The organism is Streptomyces sp. NPDC052396, assembly GCF_044593195.1.
Classification (GTDB): domain Bacteria; phylum Actinomycetota; class Actinomycetes; order Streptomycetales; family Streptomycetaceae; genus Streptomyces.
This window is the reverse complement of record NZ_JBIUAW010000013.1, coordinates 82272-105944: the sequence shown is the minus strand read 5'-3', so window position 1 is coordinate 105944 and position 23673 is coordinate 82272. Positions and strand designations below refer to the sequence as shown.

Genomic DNA, 23673 nt, shown 5'->3' with positions numbered 1-23673 from the left:
GTCAACTCCCTTGTCCCGCGCACGCTACGGTGGAGCGGCGGGACACCGGTCCCGGTGGACGCACGCACGAGGTGGGGGCACAGCAGCACCATGGCACAGGGCTCGGTCCAGGTGACGCACACCGGCACGTCGCGGTGGCGGCGGCGTACGGGAGAGTACGACTCGCTCGCGGCGGCTCTGGAGGCGTCGGCCGACGGGGATGTGCTCACCATCGCCCCGGGCACCTACCGGGAGAATCTGGTGGTGTCCCGTGCGGTGACCCTGCGCGGTGCCGATGGCTCGCTGGGCTCGGTACGGATCGCACCCACCGAGGGGGTGGCGGTCACGGTACGGGCCGCCGCCGCACTGCTCGACCTGCATATCGAGGGCCATGACGCGGCGGTGCCGGCGGTGCTGGTGGCGGACGGCGCCCCGGAGCTGGCGGGTCTGCGGGTGGTGACGCGCTCCTCGGCGGGCATCGAGGTGCGCGGGGGCGCGCGTCCGACCGTACGCCACTGCACCATTGACAATCTGACGGGCGTGGGCATCAGTGTGCTGGAGGGTGCGGGCGGGGTCTTCGAGGAGTGCGAGGTGGTGGCGGCCGGCCAGTCCGGGGTGGTGGTGCGCGGCGGCGCCCAGCCACGGCTGGAGCGCTGCCGGGTGCACCACACCCGGGGCGCCGGTCTGTCGGTGACCGACGAGGGCAGCACCCTGGAGGCGTTCGGCTGCGAGGTGTACGAAATCAAGGGCGCCGGTGTGCAGTTGACGGCCCGCGCGGCGGGGCGGCTGACCGACTGCCGGGTGCACCGGGTCACCGCCGACGGCGTGACCCTGGACAACGAGGCCGTGCTGGCCCTGTCCGACTGCGACATCCATGACATCCCGGAGAACGCGGTTGATCTGCGGGCCCGTTCGGTGCTCACCATGACCCGCTGCACGGTGCGCCGCTTCGGGCGCAATGGGCTGTCGGTATGGGACCCGGGGACCAGGGCGGAGGCCGGCCACTGCGAGATCCAGGACAGCACGGGCGACTATCCGGCGGTCTGGGTGAGCGACGGCGCCAGTGCCGCGCTGGCCTCCTGCCGGGTGCACGATGTTCCGGACGCGCTGTTCGTACTGGACCGGGGCTCGGCGGCGGAGGTCACCGACAGCGATCTCTCCCGGGTGCGCGGCACGGCCGTCTCGGTCAGCGGTGGTGCCTTCGCGCGCCTGGACGACTGCCGGATCCGGGAGGCGACCACCGGGGCCTGGTTCCGTGACCACGGCAGCGGCGGCACCCTGGCGGGCTGTGTGATCGACGGGACCGCGACCGGCGTCATCGTCACCAAGGGCGCCGACCCCGTGCTCGAGCGCTGCACGGTCAGTTCGCCGCTGGAGGCGGGGTTCTATGTCTCGGCGGAGGGCCGCGGCACCTTCCATGGCTGCCGGGTGAGCGGAAGCGGCGGCTATGGCTTCCATGTCATCGACGGCTGCCGGGCGATGCTGACCGAGTGCCACACCGAGCGCTGTGCGCGCGGCGGTTATGAGTTCGCGGAGGGCGCCGGGGGCGGTCCGCTCACCGAGCGGTGCACCAGTGACGAGGGAGCCGTGCGCACCACCGGGGCGCTGGTGGTGGAGACGGCCGTCCGCCCGCCCAGGGTGCCCGTGGTCAGCGTGCCCACGCCGCGCGCTCCGGAGCCGGCCGTCCCGGCCCAGGTCCAGGCCCCGGCGCCGTCCACCCGTCCCTCGACCTCGGTGCTGGGCGAACTGGACGCGCTGGTGGGGCTGGAGAGCGTCAAGCGGGAGGTGCGGGCGCTCACCGACATGATCGAGGTGGGGCGCCGGCGTCAACTGGCCGGGCTGAAGGCCGCGTCGGTCCGCCGGCACCTGGTGTTCACCGGCTCCCCCGGCACCGGGAAGACCACCGTGGCCCGGCTCTACGGCGAGATCCTGGCCTCCCTGGGGGTATTGGAGCGCGGGCACCTGGTGGAGGTCTCCCGGGTGGACCTGGTGGGCGAGCACATCGGTTCCACCGCCATCCGCACCCAGGAGGCGTTCGACCGGGCCCGCGGCGGGGTGCTGTTCATCGACGAGGCATACGCCCTGGCCCCGGAGGACTCCGGGCGGGACTTCGGCCGGGAGGCCATCGACACCCTGGTGAAGCTGATGGAGGACCACCGGGACGCGGTGGTGGTGATCGCGGCCGGCTACACCGCGGAGATGGAGCGCTTCCTGACCGTCAATCCGGGCGTGGCCTCGCGGTTCTCGCGCACCATCACCTTTGGCGACTACACCCCCGAGGAGCTCCTGCGCATCGTGGAACAGCAGGCGGAGGAGCATGAGTACCGGATCGCGGCGGACACCTCCCGGGCGCTGCTGGGCTACTTCCGGGACCTGCCCAAGGGCCCGGCCTTCGGCAACGGCCGTACCGCGCGGCAGACCTTCGAGGCCATGGTGGAGCGGCACGCCGGCCGGGTGGCGCAGATGCCCGACCCCAGCACCGAGGACCTGACCCTGCTGTACGCGGCCGACCTGCCCCGGCCCGCCTGAGCCGGACGGTCCTGTCGGTACCTCGTGCGAGGATGGCCGGGTGGTGGGTGAAGGAGGGGGTGGCAGTGGTGGGTGACAGCCAGAACCTGCTCGCGGAGCAGCGGCGGGCCTTGATTCTGGACGAGGTCAGGCGGCGCGGCGGGGTGCGGGTCAATGAGCTCACGCGCCGGCTCAATGTGTCGGATATGACGGTGCGCCGCGATCTGGACGCGCTGGCCCGGCAGGGCGTGGTGGAGAAGGTGCACGGCGGTGCGGTGCCGGTCCCCGAGGCCACCGCGCACGAGCCGGGGTTCGAGGCCAAGTCGGCGCTGGAGCTGCGGGCCAAGGAGGAGATCGCGCGGGCGGCGGTGGCCATGGCCGCGCCGGGCAGTGCGATAGCCCTGGCGGGCGGCACCACGGTCTACGCCCTGGCGCAGCGGCTGGTGGAGGTGCCGGATCTCACGGTGGTGACCAACTCGGTGCGGGTGGCCGAGGTGTTCCACAACGCCCGCCGTCCGGTGGGCGGTTCGGCGTCGGCCGCCCGGCCCGGCGCGGCGACGGTGGTGCTCACCGGCGGGGTGCGCACCCCTTCGGATGTCCTGGTGGGTCCGGTGGCGGATGCCGCCATCCGTTCGCTGCACTTCGATGTGCTGTTCATCGGGGTGCACGGGATATCCGCGCAGGCGGGGCTGTCGACACCCAACCTGGCCGAGGCGGAGACCAACCGGCACTTCGTCCGGGCGGCCCGGCGGGTCGTGGTGCTGGCCGATCACACCAAGTGGGGCGCGGTGGGCCTGAGTTCCTTCGCCTCGCTGGCGGAGGTGGACGCGCTGGTGACGGACTCGGGGCTGTCGCCCGCCGCCCGGGCCGAGATGGCCGAGCGGCTGCCGCGCCTGGTGGTGGCGGACGGCACCGAGGAGGCCGCCGGCCCCTGAAGACATCCGGGTGCGCAGGGGCTAAGGTGTGCGGGCCCGGTCGACCAGCCGACCCCCTGGGGGTTACCTCGATGGCGCGTCAACTTCACCCTGTGGGAATGGATTTCGCCAGAACCGCCCGGTTGCGGATGACCTTCACCGCCCTGCTGGCAGCCGGTCCGGAAGCGGTCTACCAGGCACTGGCCGAGGAGGTGACGGCCTGGCCGCACTGGTTCCGCGCGGTGACGCTGGCCCGGCCGGCGGAGACCGCCGGGCGCCGGGGGCGGGTGATCGGCCTGGCGGGCGGGGCCCGGTTCCGGGAAACCATCATGGCGGCGGAGCCGGCCCGGCGGTACACCTACCGGATCGACGAGACCAATGTCCCCGCGGTGCGGGGCATGCTGGAGGACTGGCGGCTCTCCCCCACCGGGGCCGGTACGGTGCTGCACTGGACCGTGGCGCTGGATGCTCCGCTGCCGGTGCGGTGGCTGCTGCGGCTGGCCCGGCCCGCGTTCTGGCGGGCCTTCCGGGCGGCGGCCGCGTCCCTGGACGTCCGGCTGGCCGGGCTCAGCCGGACCACCGGCCGGTCGCCAGGAAGTCGGTGATGGTCCGGGCGTAGGGCTCGATGTCCAGTTTCTGCGCGGCCAGCCAGGCGTCGGAGTAGTAGCGGTCCAGATAGCGTTCGCCCGGGTCGCAGATCAGGGTGACCACGCTGCCGGCACGGCCGGCCTGGAGCATCTCCGCGATGATCTTCAGCGCGCTCCACAGCCCGGTGCCGGTGGAACCGCCGGCCTTGCGTCCCAGGACCTGTTCCAGGGCGCGTACCGCGGCCACCGTCGCGGCGTCCGGGACCTTCATCATCCGGTCGATCACCTCGGGCAGGAAGCTGGGCTCCATCCGCGGCCGTCCGATGCCCTCGATCCGCGAGGCGCGTTCGCAGCGGGCGTCCGGGTCATGGTGGCACCAGCCGTCGAAGAAGCAGGAGTTCTCCGGGTCGGCGACGCACAGCAGGGTGTCGTACTGCATATACCGCACATACCGGGCGATGGTCGCGGAGGTGCCGCCGGTGCCCGCGGTGGCCACGATCCAGGCCGGTTCCGGGTGGCGTTCCCGGCTCAGCTGGCCGAAGACGGACTCGGCGATGTTGTTGTTGCCCCGCCAGTCGGTGGCCCGCTCGGCGTAGGTGAACTGGTCCAGATAGTGGCCCCCGGTGCGCTCCGCCAGGACCGCCGCCTCCTGGTACATTCCGCGCGGGTCGTCCACGAAGTGGCACTGTGCGCCGTGCAGTTGGATGAGGCGGCACTTCTCCGCGCTGGTGCTGCGCGGCATGACCGCGATGAACGGCACCCCGATCAGACGGGCGAAGTACGCCTCGGAGACGGCGGTGGAACCGCTGGACGCCTCGATCACCGGGACTCCGGGACGGATCCAGCCGTTGCACAGCCCGTAGAGGAACAGCGAGCGCGCCAGGCGGTGTTTGAGGCTGCCGGTGGGGTGGGTGGACTCGTCCTTGAGGTAGAGGTCGATGTCCCACTCCCCGGGCAGCGGGAAGCGCAGCAGATGGGTGTCGGCGGACCGGCCGGCCTCGGCCCTGATCCTGCGCACGGACTCCTTGAGCCAGGTGCGGTAACCGGGATCGCTGCGGTCCACATCGATGGTCGCCCCCGGGTTCACTGCCTGGTTCACGGCGCACCTCACGATGTCCGTCCGGGTCCCTCCGGATCACCGGGACATTTCGATCGTACGATCATAAACGGGCCCTGGTGCGGCGGCCGTCTCAAGGGCACACTGCGCACGAGAGAAGACCTTTCGTCCGGAAAGGCGGTACGCCGTGGCGGAACCGGAGTTCACTGCGACCGGGGTGCGGATCGACAAGCCCTTCCTGCGCTCCCTCACCCGGGCCGGCCAGGTGAAGATCCATGACGGCCGGCTGGAGCTGCTGACCAGTTACGGCCGGGAGATCGACAGCGCCCCGGTGGATACGGTTCACGCCAGCAAACCGTGGTTTGCCTTGGGCGACCGGGCCCGGGCCGTGGTCAACGGCACGCGTTACCTGCTCACTCTGGGGCCGGGCGCCCACTCCGGCGACGAGCCGGCGGCCTCAGCGGTCGACGGGTTCCTGGAGGCGGTGCGCTCGGCACGCGGCGAGGCGGCCCCGGGCCGGTAGCGCAGAAGTTGCGAAGGCGACGGCCAGGCCGGAACCTTGACTCAACAGCCTCACCGAGGGTTTATCGGCGGTTGCGTTCTGGAACGGTTTCCGCCGGACGGGCCGGAAGCGTCACGACCGGAATGGACAGACGCGTCTCCTGGGCGCGTATCTGCATCAGGCTAGCCCTACTTCTTCAGGGAGTCGCAGCCGTGATCAGCCGAGTGAACAAGCACTGCACCGTTGAACTCCAGGCTCTCCCGCAGCGGATCGGCCAGGTGCGCAGAATCGTATCGGCGCAACTGCGTTACTGGCACCTCGATTCCCTTATCGACACCGCGGCGCTCGGTGTCACCGAGCTGCTCACCAATGTCCACCAGCACGCGGGCCCGGACAAGCGCTGCACGGTGGAACTGGCCCTGGTCCACGGCCAGCTCACCGTCTCGGTGCGGGATCACGGTCCCCGGCTGCCCCACCTGGCCACCCCGGGCCGGGCCAGCACCCATGGCCGTGGCCTGGCCCTGGTCGCCGCGGTGAGCGCCGGCTGGGGCGTGCAACGGCACCGCGAGGGCGGCAAGGTGGTCTGGTTCACCCTCAGCACCAATACCCCCGCCGCCGCGGCCGCCCGGCCTGCACCGGCGGTACGGACCCGCACCGGCCGCCGGCGCGCCCCCGCGCTCCAGGCGCTGGACCAGGGCGCGTTGGGCGCACCGGGGAGCGAACTGCGGCCGACAGCCCTGCGCAAGCCCTCCGCCGTGGCCGGCTGAGGCGGCCAACCACCGCTATCGGCCAGGGCGTTCAGCCGAGCGCCGCCAGCGGGTCGTCCAGCACCGGCTGCCAGGCCGCCTCGGCCGCTCCGATCAGGCTGCTGTGGTCCAGCGTGCTCGGCAGGATCGGCACACTGCCGCTGCGCCCCCACAGGCTGCGGTCGGCGACCACCGCCCGCAGCCGCTCGGGGTCGGCATTGAGCAGCTCACGGTGCAGTCCGCCGAGCACAATGCGGTCCGGGTTGAGGATGTTGACCAGTCCGGCCAGGCCCAGCCCCAGCCGGTCCACGATGAGTTCGGCCCCGGCCCGTACCGCGGGGTCCGTGTACTCGGTGCGCAGCAGGTCGGCGGACTGGCGCAGCAGGGAGACATCGGGCCCGGGTTTGCGGCCGGCGGCGGTCAGGAAGGCCAGCGGGTCGACCTCCACATCCAGACAGCCCCGGCTGCCGCAGAAGCAGGGCAGCCCCGCCGGGTTGACGGTGAGGTGGCCGACCTCCAGGGCCAGGCCCGAACTCCCGGTGTGCAGGCGGCCGTCGAGGACCAGCGCCCCGCCCACGCCCCGGTGACCGGTGGCCACGCACAGCAGGTGCCGTGCGCCGCGCCCGGCGCCATGGCGGTGCTCGGCCAGCGCGGCGAGGTTGATGTCATTGCCCGCATGGCCGTCCAGCAGCCGGCCGCCGGGACCTCGTACGTCCGCCTTGGCCAGGGCCTCGGTGAACAGCCGGCGCACCGGCACACCGGCCGGCCAGGAGAGGTGGATCGGGTTGAGGGCGTTGCCCTCCGGCTCGGCCACCGCCGAGGGCATCGCCAGTCCGGCGCCCAGGCAACGGCGGCCGGTCTCCCGCAGCAGGCCCGCCCCGGCCTCCACCACGGCGTCGATGATCTGCGCGGGGTCCGGCGGCACCGCCAGGCAGGCGGGCGCGGTGGCGATCATCCGGCCGCCCAGGCCCACCAGGGCGGCCCGGAAGCCGTCCGCGTGGAGCTGGGCGGCCAGCACCACGGGGCCGTCCGGCGCGATGCCCAGCCGGTGCGAGGGGCGGCCCTGGGAGCCTGCGGCCGCGCCCGGGCGGGCGTCGACCTGGATCAGCCCGAGCGCCTCGAGCTCGGCGGCCACGGCTCCGGCGGTCGCCCGGGTCACCCCGAGTTCGGCGGTGAGCACGGCGCGCGTGGGGGCGCGACCGGTGTGTACGAGCTCCAGGGCGGGGCCGAGGGCGCCACGGCCCCGCTCCAAACGTGTTGTCCGAGTCTGGGTCACGCCTCTATTCTGACTTTGTGCCGACGCTAAACAAAACACGGACGGCCATTCCGGGGGGACAGCGGACGGCTCCGGCCGATTCCGCCCTCCGCCGCCTCCGCATCGCCCTGACCGTTTTCTTCGCCCTGGACGGCTTTCTGTTCGCCGGCTGGGTGGTCCGCATCCCCGCTGTCAAACAGCGGACCGGCGCCTCCACCGGCGCCCTGGGCCTGGCCCTGCTGGGCGTCTCCGCGGGTGCCGTGGCCACCATGATGCTCACCGGACGGCTGTGCCGGCGCTTTGGCAACCACCGGGTGACGGTGGTGGCCGGACTGGCCATGTCACTGGGTATCGCGCTGCCGCCGCTGGCCGGTTCGGCGCCCGTCCTGGGCCTGGTGCTGCTGGTCTTCGGCGCCGCCTACGGCGGCATCAATGTCGCCATGAACAGCGCCGCCGTCGACCTGATCGCCGCGCTGCGCCGGCCGGTGATGCCAAGCTTCCACGCCGCGTTCAGCGTCGGCGGCATGCTGGGCGCGGGCCTGGGCGCCCTGGTCGCCGGGCAGCTCTCCGCCACCCGGCACCTCTTGCTGCTGACCTGCGTCGGCCTGCTGGTCAGTCTGCTGGCGGGACGCGCCCTGCTCGCCCATCCGGCACCGCTCGCCGGACCGCCGGCCACGGCCGCGCCGGCCGCGACGCCCGCCCCGGCGTCCGCCGCGCGTGGCCGGTACGGCCTGGTCGCCGTGTTCGGTCTGATCGCCCTGTGCACGGCCTATGGCGAGGGAGCGCTCGCCGACTGGGGCGCCCTCCACCTCCAGCAGGACCTGGACACCGGCGCCGGTGTCGCGGCCGCCGGCTACTCGGTCTTCGCTCTGGCCATGACCGCCGGCCGGCTCAGCGGCTCCGCGCTGCTGCAACGACTGGGCCAGACCAGGACCCTGGTGGCCGGCGGCACCACCGCCGCCCTGGGCATGCTGCTCGGCTCGCTGGCCCCGACCCTGTGGGCCGCCCTGGCCGGCTTTGTCATCACCGGGCTGGGCCTGGCCAATATCTTCCCGGTGGCGGTGGGACGGGCCGGCGAGCTGGCGGGACCGGATGGTGTCGCGGCCGCCTCCACCCTGGGCTACGGCGGGATGCTGCTCGGGCCGCCCGCCATCGGCCTGCTGGCCGACCGCTCCTCACTGCCGGTGGCCCTGACCACGGTCGCGGGACTCGCCGCGCTGGCGGCGGCGATCGCCTGGTTGACTCGCGGGGCGGGTACCCGGTGAGTCCCGGGGCAGGGAGTCGGTATGACGCAGAGAACCGATAGGACACGGCAGGACGGGTGGTGCGCCGGATGACGCGGCAGGACTGGCGGCGGGCCGGATGACCGGGCACGACTGGCGGTGCGCGGGGGTGCGCTGGCTGCTGGAGGGTCCGGCGCTGGTGTGGCTCGGCCCCGATGGCATGGAGCGCCTCTCGCCCCTGCCGGTGGGCCGGCCCCTGGGCTTCACCACCGGCAGCCGGCGGCACTGCACAGGGGTGCGCCGGGGTGGCCGGCACACCCCATGCCCGGTGGACGCCGAGCCGGCGGTGACGGCCGTCTCGGCCCAGTGCGCCGACTGCGCCCGGCTGGACCGCTCGCGCTCGGTGGCCGCCGACACCATGGCGGACGATCCGCGCCCCTATGACGTCTATCTCGCCTGGTTCGGGCCCTACTTGATCAAGGTGGGCATCACCGCCGCCGAGCGGGAGGGCGCCCGGCTCCTCGAACAGGCCGCGCTCTCCTACGCCTTGCTCGGCCACGGCCCCCTGATGGCCGCCCGGCGGGCCGAGGCCGTACTGGGCGCGGCACTCGCCGTCCCGGACCGCTTCCCCTACGCCGCCAAGCGGGCCGCCCGGCATCCGCTGCCGGACCGGTCGCTGCGCACCGGGCAGTTGGCCGCACTGCACCAGCAGGCCCGTCAACTGCCCCGGCTGCCGGAGTCGCTGACCGTGCTGCCCTTCACCCCCGTGCACCATGACGACGCCTTCCATCTCGACCGGCTCCCCTCGGAAGGCGCCCTGGTGGCGCTGGACGCGGGGCAGACGGTGGCCGGACAGGTGGCGGCCGTCTGCGGACCGGATCTCTATCTGCACGCGGCGGACGGACGGCTGCTGCTGGTCGACACACGCCTGCTGGCAGGCTGGACGCTCACCGCCGCGGCGCCGGACGCTCGGACCACCGCATCGGTGCGTGCCCCCGAACCGGCCGGGCCGCAGCCGCTGTTCTGAATCCGGGCCGGGTTCCGGTCCCGGGCCGGCCGCCACCGGCCGGGCCGGCTCAGGAGCCGGCCGGCGCGGCCTCCGGATCCGCTATCCCTATCTGGTGCGCCAGCCCGCGCACCGAGTGGGCGAAGAACGCCTCCCGGGCCTCCACCACATTGTTGAACTGGCCGAAGAGCTCAAAGCCGATCAGGCCGAAGAGCTGGGCCCAGGAGGCGACCAGCGCGGCCGCGACCGGCGCGGGCAGGCCCAATGCGTGTTCAGCGGTGAGCCGCTCCAGATCCGTGCAGAGTACCGGCGCGGGCTGCACCGGCAGTTCCTTGAGCTGCCCGGCGGCGTGCGCGTCCCGGGCGATGGCCACCAGGGCCAGCGCCACCCGGCCGGCGGGCTCGATGGTGGCCTCCGGGGCCTGGTAACCGGGCACCGGGGAGCCGTAGATCAGCGCGTACTCATGGGGGTGATCCAGCGCCCACTCCCGCACGGCCCCGCACACCGCCGCCCAGCGGGCCGCCGGATCGGCCGGACCGGCTGCGGCCAGCGCCGCCTCCGCCCGGGCGCCCACCGCGTCATAGGCGTCCACGATCAGGGCCGTCAACAGCTCATCGCGGCTGGGGAAGTAGCGGTAGAGCGCGGAGGAGACCATGCCCAGCTCACGGGCGACGGCCCGCAGCGACAGCTTGGCCGCGCCGTCCCGCGCGAGCTGGCGGCGCGCCTCCTCCTTGATGGCCGCGACGATCTCGTCCCTGGCCCGTTCCCTGGCTCCTCTGATGGCGCTCATGGGGTCAAGTCTGCCAGCGAACGGAGCGATGCACAACAACGAGAGCAGTGCTCTTGCGTGAGAGCAGCGGACCGTGCACACTGATCTCAGCCGAGAGCACCGCTCTCTCCGATCCTGGGGGATTCTTATGTCGCACTACATCAAGCCGGGCTTCGCCGACCGCCTGTTGGGCGCTGCCGTCAGCCGGCTGGCCCGGCATGGGGTGAGCCTCGCGGGTGCGGCCGAACTGTCGGTGCGGGGCCGGGTCAGCGGGGAATGGCGGCAACTGCCGGTCAACCCGCTGGAGTTCCGGGATGGCCACTATCTGGTCTCCGCCCGCGGCGAGGGACAGTGGGTGCGCAATCTGCGCGCGGCCGGCGAGGGCCGTCTCCAAGTGGGGTCCTCGGTGCGCCGGTTCACCGCCGTCGAGCTGCCCGACGAGGAGAAGCCCGCGGTGCTGCGGGCCTATCTGGAGCGCTGGGGGCGCCAGGTGGGCCGGTTCTTCGAAGGGGTGACCGCCGAAGCCGGCAATGAGGAGCTGCTGAGGATCGCCGCCCGGCACCCGGTCTTCCGGATATCGGATGTGGCCTGACCACAGGGGCCACGGCGGGATGCGGGAACGGCCGCGCCGTCCGGCCGCGCCGTGCCGTCCGGCCCGCTCGGGGGCGGACCGGATGGCACGGCGGTCAGCGTCGGCGCCGGCCGTCAGCTGCGGCGTCGGCGTCGGCGGTCAGTCTCGGTCCATCGCCGAGAGCGCGCGCCGGACCATCGGGCAGGTACGGACTATCTCGGCCAGCGAGGTCTTGCCCTGAGTGATCTCGGCGAAGGCGCGCCAGGCCGGGCCCAAGCCGGTCACCGCGGCGTGGAAGAGCCCGGGGCGGCGCTCGAAGAGGGCCAGCACCCGGCGTCCCACGCCCATCTCCACCCCCAGTCCGGCCTTGATGGCGAAGGCGTAGTTCAGGGCCTGACGCCGGGCGTCCACAGCATCCTGGGCCTCGGCGATGCGCACCGCCCACTCCCCCGCCAGGCGGCCCGAGCGCAGGGCGTAGGAGATGCCCTCCCGGGTCCAGGGCTCCAGCAGTCCGGCGGCGTCGCCACAGACAATCACCCGGCCCCGGGACAGCGGGGAGTCGGCGGCACGGCAGCGGGTCAAATGCCCGGAGGAGATGGCCGGTTCGAAGCCGGCCAGCCCCAGGCGGGCGATGAAGTCCTCCAAGTACCGCTTGGTTCCGGCGCCGTCGCCGCGTGCCGATATCACTCCGACCGTCAGGGTGTCACCCTTGGGGAAGACCCATCCATAACTGCCCGGCAGCGGGCCCCAGTCGATATGCACCCGCCCCGCCCAGTCCTCGGCGACGGTGGCCGGCACCGGGATCTCCGCCTCCAGGCCGAGGTCCACCTGTTCCAGCTTCACCCCGACATGGGCGCCTATCCGGCCGGCGCTTCCATCGGCGCCCACCACCGCGCGGGCGTGCAGGGTGCTGCCGTCACCGAGCACCACGGCCACGGTGCGGCGGTCGGGCACGGCGGGGCCATGCTGCTCGACCCGGGAGACCGCCACCCCGGTGCGCACCTCGGCACCGGCGCTCCTGGCCGCCTCCACCAGGGCGGCGTCGAACTCCGGCCGGTTGATCAGCCCGAAGAGCATCCGCTTGGAGCGGCGGGTGCGGGAGAGCTTTCCATTGAGAGAGAAGGTGACGGCATGCACCCGGTCACGCAGGGGCAGTTGGAAGCCCGGCGGCAGGGCGTCGCGGGAAGGGCCGATGATCCCGCCGCCACAGGTCTTGTAGCGCGGCAGTTCCGACTTCTCCACCAGCAGGACCCGGCGTCCGGCGGCCGCCGCGGCATGGGCCGCCGAGGCTCCGGCCGGGCCCGCGCCCACCACGATGACATCCCACACCGGCTCGCTGTCCAAAGGAGCCTCCCGGCCCGCGTCCTGGGCCGCGTTGTCGCTGCTCACCTGTGCTTCTACTCCCGCTCGATCACCGGCTACGGCTACCGCCCGCATCCTACGGCCCACGCCCCGGGCGGCCCGCCGCGGGAAGCCGCGAGAGCGGGTTCCGGGGGACATGGCAGGATCGGAGGGGTAATCGGCCGTACGTACGGATCGCTCAGTCGCGCCCCAAGGAGCGTTTTATGGAATCGTCCCCCACCCCGCAGCCAGCCTCCGCCGAGCTGGCGGCGACCGTTGCCTCGCTGCTGCCCCGGGCCAGGACGGAGCTGGCGGAGCTGGTCACCTTCAAGTCGGTGGCGGACGAGGCCCAGTTCCCCCGCAGCGAGTGCGAGGCCGCCGCCAACTGGTGTGCCGAGGCCCTGCGCGCCGAAGGCTTCCAGGACGTGGCCGTGCTGGACACCCCCGATGGCACACAGTCGGTCTACGGCCTGCTGCCCGGCCCGGCCAGCGCCCCGACGGTGCTGCTCTACGCGCACTATGACGTCCAGCCGCCGCTGGACGAGGACGCCTGGCTCACCCCGCCCTTCGAGCTGACCGAGCGCGACGGCCGCTGGTTCGGGCGCGGGACCGCCGACTGCAAGGGCGGCCTGATCATGCACCTGACCGCGCTGCGGGCGCTCAAGGCGCACGGCGGGGTGCCGGTCAGCGTCAAGGTGATCGTCGAGGGCTCCGAGGAGCAGGGCACCGGCGGCCTGGAGCGCTATGCGGAGGCCCACCCCGAGCTGCTGACCGCCGACGCCGTGGTGATCGGCGACGCGGGCAACTTCCGCCTCGGCCTGCCCACCGTCACCGCCACCCTGCGCGGGATGACCCTGGTCCAGGTCCAGGTGGACACCCTGGAGGGCAATCTGCACTCCGGCATGTTCGGCGGTGCCGCGCCGGACGCGCTGGGCGCACTGATCCGCATCCTGGACTCGCTGCGCGCCGAGGACGGCTCCACCACCGTCAAGGGCCTTGAGGGCGAGGGCAGCTGGGAGGGCCTGCAGTACCCGGAGGACGACTTCCGGGCGGACGCCAAGGTGCTGGACGGCGTGGAGCTCATCGGTTCCGGCACGGTGGCCGACCGGATCTGGGCCCGCCCGGCCGTCACGGTGCTGGGCATCGACTGCCCGCCGGTGGTCGGCGCCACCCCGTCGGTGCAGGCCAGTGCCCGGGCCCTGGTGAACCTGCGGGTGCCCCCGGGCGTCGACGCCGCGGAGGCCACCCGGCTGCTGCGCGCGCACCTGGAGTCGGCGGCGCCCTGGGGTGCCCGGGTGGCCACCAAGCAGGTCGGCCAGGGCCAGCCGTTCCGCGCCGACACCAGCAGCCCCGCCTATGCCTCCATGGCGGCCGCGCTGAGCACCGCCTATGACGGCCAGGAGATGCAGATCGCCGGTGTCGGCGGCTCCATCCCGCTGTGCAACACCCTGGCCGGTCTCTACCCCGAGGCGGAGATCCTGCTGATCGGGCTGAGCGAGCCGGAGGCCCAGATCCACGCGGTCAACGAGAGCGTGTCCCCCGAGGAGCTGGAGCGGCTCTCCCTCGCCGAGGCGCTGTTCCTGCTCGACTACGCCGGCAAGCGGGGCTGAGCCGCACCCCGGTCAGCCCACGGGGACGCCCGCTTCCAGATTGAGCGGACGTCCCCGTTCCCGGGCCCGCAGGGCCCAGCGCAGCCGGTTCAGCCGGACCGGCGGCAGCAGCGTGGCCGCCTCCTCCTCGGTGACAAAGCGCCAGCCACGCAGTTCCGCACCGGGCAGCAGCAGCCGGCGGGCCTCGGCCCGGGTCAGCCGTCCGCCGTCGAAGAGCAGGCGCAGTCCGCCGAAACCCGGCGGCTTGGGCGGTTCCCAGTCCACCACCAACAGCCGTGGCACCTCGGCCAGTTCAATGCCGACCTCCTCGGCCACCTCGCGCATCCCGGCCCTGGCCGGGGCCTCGCCCGGTTCCACCACCCCGCCCGGGAACTCCCAGCCAGGTTTATAGGTGGGGTCGACCAGCAGCACCCGGTCCTCCTCGTCGAAGAGCAGGACGCCCGCGGCGAGCGTCTCGGCCCTGGGCTCGGGGGTCTGGACGATCGGGCAGGCCGCGGCGGTCCCGTCACGCACCGCCTGCGCCACCCGCTCGGCGGCCTGCCGGGGGGTGAGCCGGCTGGTGTCCACGGCGAAGGCGTCCTCCCGCAGCCAGTCCAACGCCCCTTGGTAGGGGGCGATATGGTCGCGCGACCACTGGCGGCAGGACTCGCTGAGCATCGGGTCGCCAACAGCCTCCACCCGCTGTTCGATACGCGCTCGCAGTATCGTTTCATCAGAGGTCAGCAGCACATGCCTCACCCGTATCCGGCGAGCCGCGAGCGCCCCGAAGATCTCGTCCCGGTACTCCTGCCGCAGCAGGGTCATGGGGATGATCTGCACCCCGCCCAGCTCCGCCAGCATCGCCGCCGCGGTGTCCGCGACCAGCCGGCGCCAGATGGGCAGGTCCTGGTAGTCGGACACCCTTGCCATCCGCTCCGGTGGCAACAGGTGGCGCAGCGCCCCACCAGTGATCTCGGGATCGTAGATATGGCTGTCTGGGATGAGACCGGTCAACTCCCTTGCCGTGCTGGTCTTTCCGCCACTGAACGGACCGTTGAGCCAGACGATCACGGTTCCCCCCTTGTCCGCAAGGCGCCCAAAAGTTGCCCGGAACACCTTGCCACGGAAGTGCGTGCGAACGGCATGGCGCCCCACCTGCCACGACCTGCGAGGCGGCCGGCGGATCGCGGTGCGGGCACCGGCCGGGCAACCCGCCCGTCCGCCTCTCCGGCCCATCGGCGAAAATGGTTGCATTGCCCATCGGTAAGCCGGAGCGCCCATGCCACACATCACCGTCGACTACTCCGCAGAGCTGGCCGCGGTCTTCGACCGCCGTGCCTTCGCGGAGGAGCTGCACCCCCTCGTGGTCGAGGCGGTCGACTCACCGGGCGTCTGCAAGATGTTCTTCCGGCCCGCGGCCGAGACCTTCATAGGCGGCCGTGACGAGGCGGCCTTCGTCCATGTGGACATCGGCCTGCTGCGGGGGCGTCCGGACGGGCAGAAGGCCCGGCTGTCCGAGGCGGTCCTCGCGCTGCTCGACACCCACCTGCCCGAGGAGTCGGCCGGCGGTCCGGTCCGCTCGGTGGAGGTGCGGGACCTGGCGCTGTCCTACCGGCTGCGGGGCCAGCGGGCGCACGCGGTGACCCGCTACCCCCACAACCCCGATTCCTGCGCCGCCGCTGCCGCCGCGCCCACCAGCCCGGCGTCGGAGCCCAGCCTGGCCGGGACGATCTCCACGCCCCGGGCGAAGGACAACGTGGCGTAGTCCGCGAGGCGTTGGCGCAGCGGGCCGAAGAGCACCTCGCCCGCGTTCGCCACCCCGCCGCCGATCACCGCGGCCTCGATCTCCACCAGGGTCGCCGTGGCGGCGATGCCCGCCGCCAGAGCCTGTGCGGCCCGGGCGAAGGAGGCCAGCGCGGCCCGGTCCCCGGCCCGGGCGGCCGCCGCCACCGCCGCCGCGCTCACCTCGCTGTCCGGCCCCGGGCGCCAGCCCGACTCCAGGGCCCGCGCCGCGATGTTGGGGCCGCTGGCGATGCGCTCCACACAGCCCCGGCCGCCACAGGGGCAGGGGTCTCCGTCCAGGTCCACCGTGATGTGTCCGATGTGCCCCGCGTTACCGGAGGGGCCGGTGTGCAGCCGGCCGTCGAGCACCAGTCCCCCGCCGACGCCGGTGGAGACCACCATGCCCAGGGCGTTGGCCCGGCCGCGGGCCGCGCCCTGCCAGTGCTCGGCGGCGGCCATCGCCACACCGTCCCCGACCAGGGTCACCGGCCGTCCGCCGGCCCGCGCGGCCACCTCGGCGACCAGCGGAAAGCCGCGCCAGGCGGGGATGTTGACCGGAGAGACGGTGCCGGCCGCGGCATCCACCGGGCCCGCGCTGCCGATTCCCACGGCCCTGACCCCGGGCCACCGAGCCGAACCGGTCAGCTCCGCCAGCACTTCGGCCACCGCGTCCAGCACCATGGCCGCCTCGCCCCGCGCGGGTGTGGCCCGCCGGGCGCGGGCGAGCAGGCGACCGCGTGCGTCCACCAGTGCTCCGGCGATTTTGGTACCGCCGATGTCCAGTGCGGCGACCAGGGCGTCCACGTCGGTGTGCATAGGCGGCGGTCTCTCCTGTTCAAGGGGTGCTCTCCGTCAGTCTCCCCAGCGATGACAACGTTGTCCAGGCCCTATGCTCGAGCTCGCCCCACCTCCGCACCGGACCCTGTACACCGCGCCGAGGACCGCAAAGGACATATCGCCGTGCCGCAGAACTCCCGCCGTCCGCAGGCCCGTTACGGCGCCCGCCCCACCATGAAGGACGTCGCCGCCCGTGCCGGGGTGGGCCTGAAGACCGTCTCCCGTGTGGTCAACGGCGAGTCCGGGGTCACCCCGGACACCGAGCGCCGGGTCCGGGAGGCCATCGCCGCGCTGGGCTTCCGCCGCAATGACAGCGCCCGGGTGCTGCGCAAGGGGCGCACCGCCTCCATCGGCCTGATCCTGGAGGACCTGGCCGACCCCTTCTACGCCCCGCTGGCACGTGCCGTGGAGGAGGTGGCCCGGGACCATGGGGCGCTGCTGATCAACGGTTCCAGCGCGGAGGACCCGGAGCGGGAGCGGGAGCTGGCGCTGGCCTTCTGCGCCCGCCGGGTGGACGGGCTGGTGGTCATCCCGGCCGGCTCGGACCACCGCTATCTGGAACCGGAGATGGCGGCCGGCGTGGCCACGGTCTTCGTGGACCGCCCGGCCGGGCTGATAGCCGCCGACGCGGTGCTCTCGGACGGCTTCGGCGGCGCCCGCCGGGGCGTGGCCCATCTGATCGCCCATGGCCATCGCCGGATCGGCTTCATCGGCGACCAGCCCCATATCCACACCGCCGTCGAGCGATTGCGCGGCTACCGGGCCGCGATGGCGGCGGCCGGGCTGCCGGTGGACGAAGCCTGGGTCTCCCTCGGCTCCACCTCCCCCGAGCGGGTACGGGCCGCGACGGAGCACATGCTGATGGGACCGCGGCCGGTCACCGCCCTGTTCACCGGCAACAACCGCGTCACCGCGACAGCAGTGCGCGTGCTCGCCCGGCTGCCCCGTCCGGTCGCCCTGGTCGGCTTCGACGACCTCGAACTGGCCGACCTGCTGTCCCCCGCCATCACGGTGATCGCCCAGGACGCGGCCCGACTGGGGCGTACCGCGGCCGAGTTGCTGTTCCGCCGCCTGCGGGGCGGCACGGAGGAGCCTCGCCGGGTGGAACTCCCGACCCGGCTGATCGTCCGGGGTTCGGGCGAACTCCCGCCCACCGAGGGCTGATTCGCGACCGTCGCATATGCGCGGTGAACCTCATGGAATACGGATCCGGTCGTATGCCGACTGGCCGGTTCCCTGCCTGGTAGCGCTTGGGGGCACGGGCAAGAATCGTCCCGCGCCAGAAATCCGATCTCACGGCGAACGGTGCGGCGCCCACATCGGTCTCCGGCAGGCGCCACACCGTTGTCCGCGCATTCCGCGAGCGTACGACCGGCGGCTACGGCCGGCGCCTGGCCCATTCCTCCGCGCTCACGGAGTTCAGCATGCAGTCGCGCCACGCACCGTTGATGAATACGTGATCGCGTCGTACTTCGTCCGGGGCGAAGCCGAGTTTGCCGAGTGCTCCGTTCTCTTCGAGCGCAGTCATCCGGGTGGTGTTGTCCAGCGGGATCCACCCGCAGACCCGCTCCACGCCGAGGTCCCGGAAGGCGAAGTCCAGGATCAGCCGGTGGGCGTCGGCACCGTAGCCGCGCCCCCATGCGTCCGCCGCGATGGCACAGCCGATGTCCTCGCCCCGGTTTCCGGAGTGCACCAGGCGGACGAAGCCGATCGCACGATCGTCGTCGGGGGTGGCCACCGCCAGGTAGAACTCGGTTCGCGGGGTGCGCTGCGCGTTCTTGACCGCGTTTTCTATTCGGGCCCGCGTCTGGTCGCGGTCGCGGCTGTCGAAGGACAGCCACCGGGTGACGCGGTCGTCACCGAAGACGCGCAGCATGTCGTCCACGTCCGCGAGGGTGAAGTCGCGTAGGACGACCTTGCCGCCGGTCAGGCGGAGGGGGTACGTCAACGGGGTCTCCTCAACCGTGTGGGACAGCGGGCATTGTCCAACACCCCAGCTGAGCTGGGCCGCGCCCGGCGAGGAGGCGGGAGCGGCTTTCGGTCAGTGGAGCAACTGGTTCCCGTCGCTTGCCGGGAGCCCTAAGCTCACTACAGACCGGAGATGTGACGACTTGGACCGCCCGGCGGGGACTGCAACTATGGCTGATCCAGAGCGACTTGATCCTTCCCAGCACATTGTCGCGCGGTATGGGGCGCGACTTCGCGAGCAGCGACTACGCAAGGGCTGGTCCCGGGCCCAGCTCGGCAAAGCAGTCGCTATGAGCTACAGCGCGATCGCGAAGTTTGAGGCTGGCGAAAGAGTCCCCACACAGGACATCGCCGAAGGGCTGGACAGGGCGCTCGACGCGAAGGGTTCCCTCTTCGAGGCATGGGACAGCATCAACGACAGCCCGGACGCGCGGTGGGCCCGACGGATGAAGAGACTCGAAGCGAGTGCGGGGGCGATCCGCCACCTCACCAACGGTATTCCAGCCTTCCTCCAGACCGAACACTACGCCCGAGCGGTGCTGGCCCGTGGCATAGAGATCTATGGAGGAAACCTGGAGGAGAAGGTCCAGTACCGCATGCGAATGAAATCCATCCTATTTGGGCTCAACCCCCCGGAATTCTCCACCGTCATCGGCGAATCCGCACTGTGCACGGTGGTGGGCACTGCCGAGATCATGCGAGAACAGCTCGAACACCTATCGCTCGCCTCCGAACGGCCACATGTGCACCTCCGAGTGGTCCCGTTCGACAATCACGTTCCGGTCTCGCACGGACAGATGACGATCTTGTCCCCCAAGACCGGAAAGCCTCCGACGCTCTATACGGCCATGTTCGGCCGAGGCGTCTTCAACACGAACTCACGAGACGTCGAATGGCACAACGCTCTATACGATCACGTGCAACGCGAGGCTCTGACGGAAGAAGAATCAAGAGCGTTCATTCGTAAGGCAATTGAGGAGAAGTACCCGTGTGCATAACCCGGCCCGACCTGACGTCGGCGAGCTGGCGCAAGAGCACCTACAGCACGCTCCAGGATGACAATTGCGTCGAAATCGCCGACCACCTCCCCGGCCCGATACCCGTCCGCGACAGCAAGGCCCCCACCGGCCCCGCCCTCCTCATACCCCCCGCCGCCTGGTCGGCCTTCGTCACCGCAGTCGCCGCCACCCATAGCGACCTGTCCGGCTAGGGCCCCGCAAGGGGCGCGGGGAACTGCGCGACCAGCCACCAACGGCCCGCACCCGCAACGTAACAGCGGGCCCCTCACACCCGCCCCGCCAGCACCTCCAGTTCGGCCCGTGCCAAGCCGGTCAGCCGGGCGGCCTCCGCCGTGTCGACCGCGCCGCAGTCCACCCCGCGCAGCACATACCCGCTCAGCGCCCGAGCCGTGGCGGGCTCGTCAAGTACCGGGCCGGCCGCACCACTTCCGGCCGCGTACGCGGCCAGCCGCCGAGCCGCCGCGTCCAGCCCCTCCCGGTAGAACGCGTAGACCGCCGCATAGCGGCTCGGCAGATGCCCGGGATGCATGTCCCAGCCCTGGTAGTAGGCGCGCGCCAGGGCCCGCCGCACCAGCGCGCCGTGCGATCGCCATGCCGCCCGCACCTGTTCCCGGGTGCCTACCGGCAGGACGTTCGTCGAGCCGTCGGACAGCCGTATGCCCGTGCCCGCCACCGCGACCTGCATGACCGCCTTGGCGTGGTCCGCCGCCGGATGGTCCGGTGTCTGGTGGGCGGGGCCGATTCCGCAGGCCGCGCTGTAGTCGAAGGTGCCGTAGTGCAGGGCCGAGACACGACCCTGGCCGGCCTCCACGAAACGGGCCACCGTCGCGCGGCCGTCCGGGCCCAGGATCGCCTGGGTGGTCTCTATCTGGACCTCGAAGCGGATCCGGCCCGGCTGAAGGGCGTGTGCCTTCTCGAACGCCTCGATCAGCTGGGCCATGGCCGTGACCTGCTCGGCGAAGGTGACCTTGGGCAGGGTGAGCACCAGCCCCGCGGGCAGGCCGCCCGCCGCCATCAGGCCGGTGAGGAAGATGTCCAGGGTGCGGATGCCCCGGTCACGTACCGCCGCCTCCATGCACTTGGCACGGATGCCGGTGAACGGCGGGGCGGTACCGTCCCGTTGGGCGCCGGCCAGCAGTTCCGCCGCGCGGGCCGCCGCCTCGTCCTCCTCGCGGTCGGCACGCCGGCCGTAGCCGTCCTCGAAGTCGATGCGCAGGTCTTCCACCGGCTCCTGGGCCAGTTTGGCCCGCACCCGCTGGTACACCGGCCCGGCGATGGACTCCGGGAGAGCGAACACCTCGGCGAACTCGCCTGCGTCGGGAGCGTGTTCGTCAAGGGCCGCGAGTGCCCGCTCGCCCCAGGAACGAACGGTGTCCGCGGCGAAGACATCGGCGGGGACGTAGACGGTGTGCACCGGCTGCCGGGTGCCCGGATCTCCCGGGTAGCGGCGGGCGAGTTCGGCGTCCACCGCGGCGAGGGAGGCACCTATCCGCTCGGCCACCGTGCTGTCCAGGGTCCGCGCCATCCTGCCCATGGCCACCGCCGCTCAAGTGTCACTTGAATCAACAATTCGTTGAAGGAAGCTAGCCAGGCGCATGGCAGGCGGTCAACACCCCGGACGGCCCCGGACAACGCGATGCGGCCCCCGCCGCGAGGCGAATTCGAGGGGTCGTTGCAACACTGCTGGTCAGCTGGCTAGGTCCAGTAGCTTAGCGAGGCGCTCGGCTGGGGTTTCCCAGCCGAGCGTTTTGCGTGGGCGGCTGTTGAGTTCGGCGGCCACGGCCTCCAGGTGCTCGGGGGTGTGGCTGTTCAGGTCGGTGCCCTTGGGAAAATACTGCCGGAGCAGGCCGTTGGTGTTCTCGTTCGAGCCGCGCTGCCAGGGACTGGCCGGGTCGCAGAAGTAGACCGGGACGTCAGTGGCGATGGTGAAGGCCCGGTGGGCAGCCATCTCTGAGCCCTGGTCCCAGGTCAGGGAACGCCACAGATGTGGCGGGAGGGTCTGGACGGTGGTGGCGAGCGCGTTGCGGGTGGCAAGGGCGCTGTGACCAGCCGGCAGGTGCATGAGCATCACGTAGCGGGTGGACCGCTCGACCAGCGTGCCGATGGCTGACCGTCCGTCCTTGCCAATGATGAGGTCGCCTTCCCAGTGGCCGGGGATGGCCCGGTCGTCGGCTTCCGCCGGCCGTTCGCTGATCAGGACCATGTCCTTGATCGCGCGGGAGATGCGCTTGTGGGCGTGGCGGTGCGGGCGCCTGCGGGCCCGGCCAGTACGAAGAGCGCGGGTCAGTTCCCGGCGTAGTTCACCACGGCCCTGGACATAGAGGGCCTGGTAGATGGTCTCGTGGGTCACGTGCATCTCCGGCCGGTCGGGGAAGCGTGCCCGCAGAGCGTGGCAGATCTGCTCGGGGCTCCATCGCATCGTGAGGTGGTCCTGGATGAAGTCCCGCAGCTCGGGGTTCTGACTGATCTTCCCCGGCTTCGGCCGGGCGCGCCGTCTTTCTGCCCGGCGGTGAGCGTGGAACGGCTGGTAGGCAAAGCCGCCCTTGGGCATGGGGCGCCGATTGCGGCGTATCTCGCGGCTGACCGTGGAGGGGCTACGGCCGAGCTCGGCTGCGATCTGCCGGACGGACGCCTTCTCCCGCAGCCGGTCAGCGATATGGATGCGGTCGCGCTCCTGCAAGTACCGCGACGGCCCGGAGGGCGGTTCCCCCGGACCTGCCTGATGTGCGGACGCCTGTCCGTGGTCCTGGCAGATCGGGGGAACCGCCTTGAGGCCCTTCCCCGGCGCGTGGTGGCCGTTACGCCACTTCTTGCCCGTGCGCCGATCGATGCCGACGATCCGGGCCGCTTCCCGGGTGCTGTAGCCCTGCTCCATGAGCTGGAAGTATGCGGCCCGCTCACGGATCAACGGCCTCGGCCCCCGCTGCTTCCTGTCCTTACGAATCTCGAAGTCCATCGCACCCCTTGAACTGGGGTGTTGCAACGACCACTAGAACTGAAGCGAGGACGGGGGCCGCATCGCGCAACAGGGTCAGCCCTTGCGGGTCTTGACCTCGTCGGTCAGCTGCGGGACGACCGTGAACAGGTCGCCGACCACGCCGTAGTCGACCAGCTCGAAGATCGGGGCCTCGGCGTCCTTGTTGATGGCCACGATGGTCTTGGAGGTCTGCATGCCGGCCCGGTGCTGGATGGCACCGGAGATGCCCGCCGCGATGTAGAGCTGCGGGGAGACCGACTTACCGGTCTGGCCGACCTGGTTGGTGTGCGGGTACCAGCCGGCGTCCACCGCGGCGCGGGAGGCGCCCACGGCCGCGCCGAGCGAGTCGGCCAGGGCCTCGATCAGCGGGAAGTTCTCGGCACCGCCGATGCCACGGCCACCGGAGACCACGATGGCGGCCTCGGTCAGCTCGGGGCGGCCGGTGGACTCGCGCGGGGTGCGGGAGACGACCTTGGTGCCGGTGGACTTCTCGCCGAAGGTGACGGCCAGCTGCTCCACCGCGCCGGCGGCCGGGGCGGCCTCGGGGGCGGCGGAGTTGGGCTTGACGGTGATCACCGGAGTGCCCTTGGTGACCCGGGACTTGGTGGAGTACGAGGCCGCGAAGACCGACTGGGTGGCCACCGGGCCCTCGGCACCGGCCTCCAGGTCGACGGCGTCGGTGATGATGCCGGAGCCGATGCGGACGGCCAGGCGGGCGGCGATCTCCTTGCCCTCCGCGGAGGAGGGGACCAGCACGGCGGCCGGGGAGACGGCCTCGTAGGCGGCCTGAAGCGCGTCCACCTTGGGCGCCACCAGGTAGTCGGCGAACTCGGCGGCGTCGGCGGCCAGCACCTTCACGGCGCCGTACTCACCGAGCGTCTTGGCGGCCTCCTCGGCGCCCGCGCCGAGGTGCACGGCGACCGGCTCGCCGATACGGCGGGCGAGGGTGAGCAGTTCGAGGGTGGGCTTGCGGACGGCACCGTCCACGTGGTCGACATAGACGAGGACTTCAGCCATGGCGTTGCTCTCCTGGGGAATGGTGA

At 72.1% G+C, this 23673-nt stretch carries 23 protein-coding genes; 13 read left to right on the top strand and 10 right to left on the bottom strand.

All coding sequences use genetic code 11. The features are described from left to right. Nucleotides 1–90: 90 nt before the first annotated feature. The 3 genes from ACIHFE_RS28705 (at nt 91) to ACIHFE_RS28695 (ending at nt 4006) form a co-directional block, all read left to right on the top strand. On the top strand, nt 91–2508 hold the full coding sequence (locus tag ACIHFE_RS28705) for a right-handed parallel beta-helix repeat-containing protein (protein ID WP_400111074.1): 2418 nt from the start codon (nt 91–93) through the stop codon (nt 2506–2508). A 68-nt stretch (nt 2509–2576) separates the two neighbouring features. Continuing rightward, the gene (locus ACIHFE_RS28700; protein ID WP_400111177.1) at nt 2577–3422 is read left to right on the top strand and encodes a DeoR/GlpR family DNA-binding transcription regulator; all 846 of its coding nucleotides are present in this window, start codon (nt 2577–2579) and stop codon (nt 3420–3422) included. A gap of 98 nt (nt 3423–3520) precedes the next feature. Next, nucleotides 3521–4006, top strand: a complete 486-nt coding sequence (locus tag ACIHFE_RS28695) for an SRPBCC family protein (RefSeq protein ID WP_400111072.1) — start codon at nt 3521–3523, stop codon at nt 4004–4006. On the opposite strand, the gene ACIHFE_RS28690 is transcribed toward ACIHFE_RS28695, so the two are convergent. Then, the gene (locus ACIHFE_RS28690; RefSeq protein WP_400111070.1) at nt 3969–5087 is read right to left on the bottom strand and encodes a PLP-dependent cysteine synthase family protein; all 1119 of its coding nucleotides are present in this window, start codon (nt 5085–5087) and stop codon (nt 3969–3971) included. The two genes, ACIHFE_RS28695 and ACIHFE_RS28690, sit on opposite strands and share 38 nt — an antisense overlap. A gap of 145 nt (nt 5088–5232) precedes the next feature. On the opposite strand from ACIHFE_RS28690, the gene ACIHFE_RS28685 reads away from it, so the two are divergent. Then, complete coding sequence (locus ACIHFE_RS28685; RefSeq protein WP_400111068.1) at nt 5233–5568, top strand: hypothetical protein; 336 nt, start codon at nt 5233–5235, stop codon at nt 5566–5568. 191 nt (nt 5569–5759) lie between these two features. Further along, a complete protein-coding gene (locus ACIHFE_RS28680; protein ID WP_400111066.1) occupies nt 5760–6314 on the top strand; it encodes an ATP-binding protein in 555 nt (184 codons plus the stop codon). Between the two features lie 31 nt (nt 6315–6345). On the opposite strand, the gene ACIHFE_RS28675 is transcribed toward ACIHFE_RS28680, so the two are convergent. Further along, nucleotides 6346–7569 (bottom strand): ROK family protein, encoded by a 1224-nt coding sequence (locus tag ACIHFE_RS28675; protein WP_400111064.1) that lies wholly within the window; start codon nt 7567–7569, stop codon nt 6346–6348. Nucleotides 7570–7586: 17 nt separating this feature from the next. Between ACIHFE_RS28675 and ACIHFE_RS28670 the strand changes: the two genes are divergently transcribed. Continuing rightward, complete coding sequence (locus ACIHFE_RS28670; RefSeq protein ID WP_400111063.1) at nt 7587–8813, top strand: MFS transporter; 1227 nt, start codon at nt 7587–7589, stop codon at nt 8811–8813. A gap of 97 nt (nt 8814–8910) precedes the next feature. After that, nucleotides 8911–9798 (top strand): DUF2797 domain-containing protein, encoded by an 888-nt coding sequence (locus ACIHFE_RS28665; protein WP_400111062.1) that lies wholly within the window; start codon nt 8911–8913, stop codon nt 9796–9798. 49 nt (nt 9799–9847) lie between these two features. Here ACIHFE_RS28665 and ACIHFE_RS28660 read toward each other — a convergent pair whose 3' ends face one another. Continuing rightward, entirely contained in the window at nt 9848–10567 is a 720-nt protein-coding gene (locus ACIHFE_RS28660; RefSeq protein ID WP_400111060.1) for a TetR/AcrR family transcriptional regulator, read from the bottom strand. 127 nt (nt 10568–10694) lie between these two features. Between ACIHFE_RS28660 and ACIHFE_RS28655 the strand changes: the two genes are divergently transcribed. Beyond that, nucleotides 10695–11138 (top strand): nitroreductase family deazaflavin-dependent oxidoreductase, encoded by a 444-nt coding sequence (locus tag ACIHFE_RS28655; RefSeq protein WP_400111058.1) that lies wholly within the window; start codon nt 10695–10697, stop codon nt 11136–11138. A gap of 138 nt (nt 11139–11276) precedes the next feature. Here the strand turns inward: ACIHFE_RS28655 and ACIHFE_RS28650 are convergent, their stop codons facing one another. Continuing rightward, nucleotides 11277–12506 carry a geranylgeranyl reductase family protein gene (locus ACIHFE_RS28650; RefSeq protein ID WP_400111056.1) on the bottom strand — a complete coding sequence of 410 codons (1230 nt, stop codon included), beginning with the start codon at nt 12504–12506 and terminating at the stop codon, nt 11277–11279. A 176-nt stretch (nt 12507–12682) separates the two neighbouring features. On the opposite strand from ACIHFE_RS28650, the gene ACIHFE_RS28645 reads away from it, so the two are divergent. Then, nucleotides 12683–14068 (top strand): dipeptidase, encoded by a 1386-nt coding sequence (locus ACIHFE_RS28645; protein ID WP_400111054.1) that lies wholly within the window; start codon nt 12683–12685, stop codon nt 14066–14068. A 12-nt stretch (nt 14069–14080) separates the two neighbouring features. Here the strand turns inward: ACIHFE_RS28645 and ACIHFE_RS28640 are convergent, their stop codons facing one another. Next, the gene (locus ACIHFE_RS28640) at nt 14081–15118 is read right to left on the bottom strand and encodes an NUDIX domain-containing protein (RefSeq protein ID WP_400111052.1); all 1038 of its coding nucleotides are present in this window, start codon (nt 15116–15118) and stop codon (nt 14081–14083) included. Nucleotides 15119–15326: 208 nt separating this feature from the next. On the opposite strand from ACIHFE_RS28640, the gene ACIHFE_RS28635 reads away from it, so the two are divergent. After that, entirely contained in the window at nt 15327–15812 is a 486-nt protein-coding gene (locus ACIHFE_RS28635) for a 5-carboxymethyl-2-hydroxymuconate Delta-isomerase (protein ID WP_400111051.1), read from the top strand. Here ACIHFE_RS28635 and ACIHFE_RS28630 read toward each other — a convergent pair. After that, complete coding sequence (locus tag ACIHFE_RS28630) at nt 15695–16645, bottom strand: ROK family protein (protein ID WP_400111049.1); 951 nt, start codon at nt 16643–16645, stop codon at nt 15695–15697. The two genes, ACIHFE_RS28635 and ACIHFE_RS28630, sit on opposite strands and share 118 nt — an antisense overlap. A gap of 195 nt (nt 16646–16840) precedes the next feature. Here ACIHFE_RS28630 and ACIHFE_RS28625 point away from each other — a divergent pair, with 195 nt between their 5' ends. Next, on the top strand, nt 16841–17830 hold the full coding sequence (locus ACIHFE_RS28625; protein WP_400111175.1) for a LacI family DNA-binding transcriptional regulator: 990 nt from the start codon (nt 16841–16843) through the stop codon (nt 17828–17830). A 214-nt stretch (nt 17831–18044) separates the two neighbouring features. Here ACIHFE_RS28625 and ACIHFE_RS28620 read toward each other — a convergent pair whose 3' ends face one another. After that, on the bottom strand, nt 18045–18614 hold the full coding sequence (locus ACIHFE_RS28620; RefSeq protein ID WP_400111047.1) for a GNAT family N-acetyltransferase: 570 nt from the start codon (nt 18612–18614) through the stop codon (nt 18045–18047). On the opposite strand from ACIHFE_RS28620, the gene ACIHFE_RS28615 reads away from it, so the two are divergent. Together ACIHFE_RS28615 and ACIHFE_RS28610 are read left to right on the top strand one after the other, a co-directional pair. Then, on the top strand, nt 18541–19632 hold the full coding sequence (locus tag ACIHFE_RS28615; RefSeq protein WP_400111046.1) for a Scr1 family TA system antitoxin-like transcriptional regulator: 1092 nt from the start codon (nt 18541–18543) through the stop codon (nt 19630–19632). The two genes, ACIHFE_RS28620 and ACIHFE_RS28615, sit on opposite strands and share 74 nt — an antisense overlap. Then, on the top strand, nt 19623–19844 hold the full coding sequence (locus ACIHFE_RS28610; RefSeq protein ID WP_400111044.1) for a DUF397 domain-containing protein: 222 nt from the start codon (nt 19623–19625) through the stop codon (nt 19842–19844). Before ACIHFE_RS28615 ends, ACIHFE_RS28610 begins: the two co-directional genes overlap by 10 nt. Before the next feature lie 74 nt (nt 19845–19918). On the opposite strand, the gene ACIHFE_RS28605 is transcribed toward ACIHFE_RS28610, so the two are convergent. From ACIHFE_RS28605 to ACIHFE_RS28595, 3 genes are all read right to left on the bottom strand, one after another. Next, nucleotides 19919–21178 (bottom strand): DUF6986 family protein, encoded by a 1260-nt coding sequence (locus ACIHFE_RS28605; RefSeq protein ID WP_400111043.1) that lies wholly within the window; start codon nt 21176–21178, stop codon nt 19919–19921. A 162-nt stretch (nt 21179–21340) separates the two neighbouring features. Then, nucleotides 21341–22636, bottom strand: a complete 1296-nt coding sequence (locus tag ACIHFE_RS28600; protein ID WP_400111041.1) for an IS30 family transposase — start codon at nt 22634–22636, stop codon at nt 21341–21343. Between the two features lie 48 nt (nt 22637–22684). Next, a complete protein-coding gene (locus ACIHFE_RS28595) occupies nt 22685–23647 on the bottom strand; it encodes an electron transfer flavoprotein subunit alpha/FixB family protein (RefSeq protein WP_400111039.1) in 963 nt (320 codons plus the stop codon). Between the last annotated feature and the right edge of the window lie 26 nt (nt 23648–23673).

What these genes read in the sequence shown, in the direction of transcription:
- ACIHFE_RS28665 (WP_400111062.1), top strand. Translation starts at nt 8,911, where the DNA reads ATGACCGGGCACGACTGGCGGTGCGCGGGGGTGCGCTGGCTGCTGGAG.
- ACIHFE_RS28645 (WP_400111054.1), top strand. Translation starts at nt 12,683, where the DNA reads ATGGAATCGTCCCCCACCCCGCAGCCAGCCTCCGCCGAGCTGGCGGCG.
- ACIHFE_RS28625 (WP_400111175.1), top strand. Translation starts at nt 16,841, where the DNA reads ATGAAGGACGTCGCCGCCCGTGCCGGGGTGGGCCTGAAGACCGTCTCC.
- ACIHFE_RS28630 (WP_400111049.1), bottom strand. Translation starts at nt 16,645, where the DNA reads ATGCACACCGACGTGGACGCCCTGGTCGCCGCACTGGACATCGGCGGT.
- ACIHFE_RS28595 (WP_400111039.1), bottom strand. Translation starts at nt 23,647, where the DNA reads ATGGCTGAAGTCCTCGTCTATGTCGACCACGTGGACGGTGCCGTCCGC.
- ACIHFE_RS28615 (WP_400111046.1), top strand. Translation starts at nt 18,541, where the DNA reads ATGTCGTCCACGTCCGCGAGGGTGAAGTCGCGTAGGACGACCTTGCCG.
- ACIHFE_RS28635 (WP_400111051.1), top strand. Translation starts at nt 15,327, where the DNA reads ATGCCACACATCACCGTCGACTACTCCGCAGAGCTGGCCGCGGTCTTC.
- ACIHFE_RS28705 (WP_400111074.1), top strand. Translation starts at nt 91, where the DNA reads ATGGCACAGGGCTCGGTCCAGGTGACGCACACCGGCACGTCGCGGTGG.
- ACIHFE_RS28655 (WP_400111058.1), top strand. Translation starts at nt 10,695, where the DNA reads ATGTCGCACTACATCAAGCCGGGCTTCGCCGACCGCCTGTTGGGCGCT.
- ACIHFE_RS28695 (WP_400111072.1), top strand. Translation starts at nt 3,521, where the DNA reads ATGGATTTCGCCAGAACCGCCCGGTTGCGGATGACCTTCACCGCCCTG.
- ACIHFE_RS28660 (WP_400111060.1), bottom strand. Translation starts at nt 10,567, where the DNA reads ATGAGCGCCATCAGAGGAGCCAGGGAACGGGCCAGGGACGAGATCGTC.
- ACIHFE_RS28605 (WP_400111043.1), bottom strand. Translation starts at nt 21,178, where the DNA reads ATGGCGCGGACCCTGGACAGCACGGTGGCCGAGCGGATAGGTGCCTCC.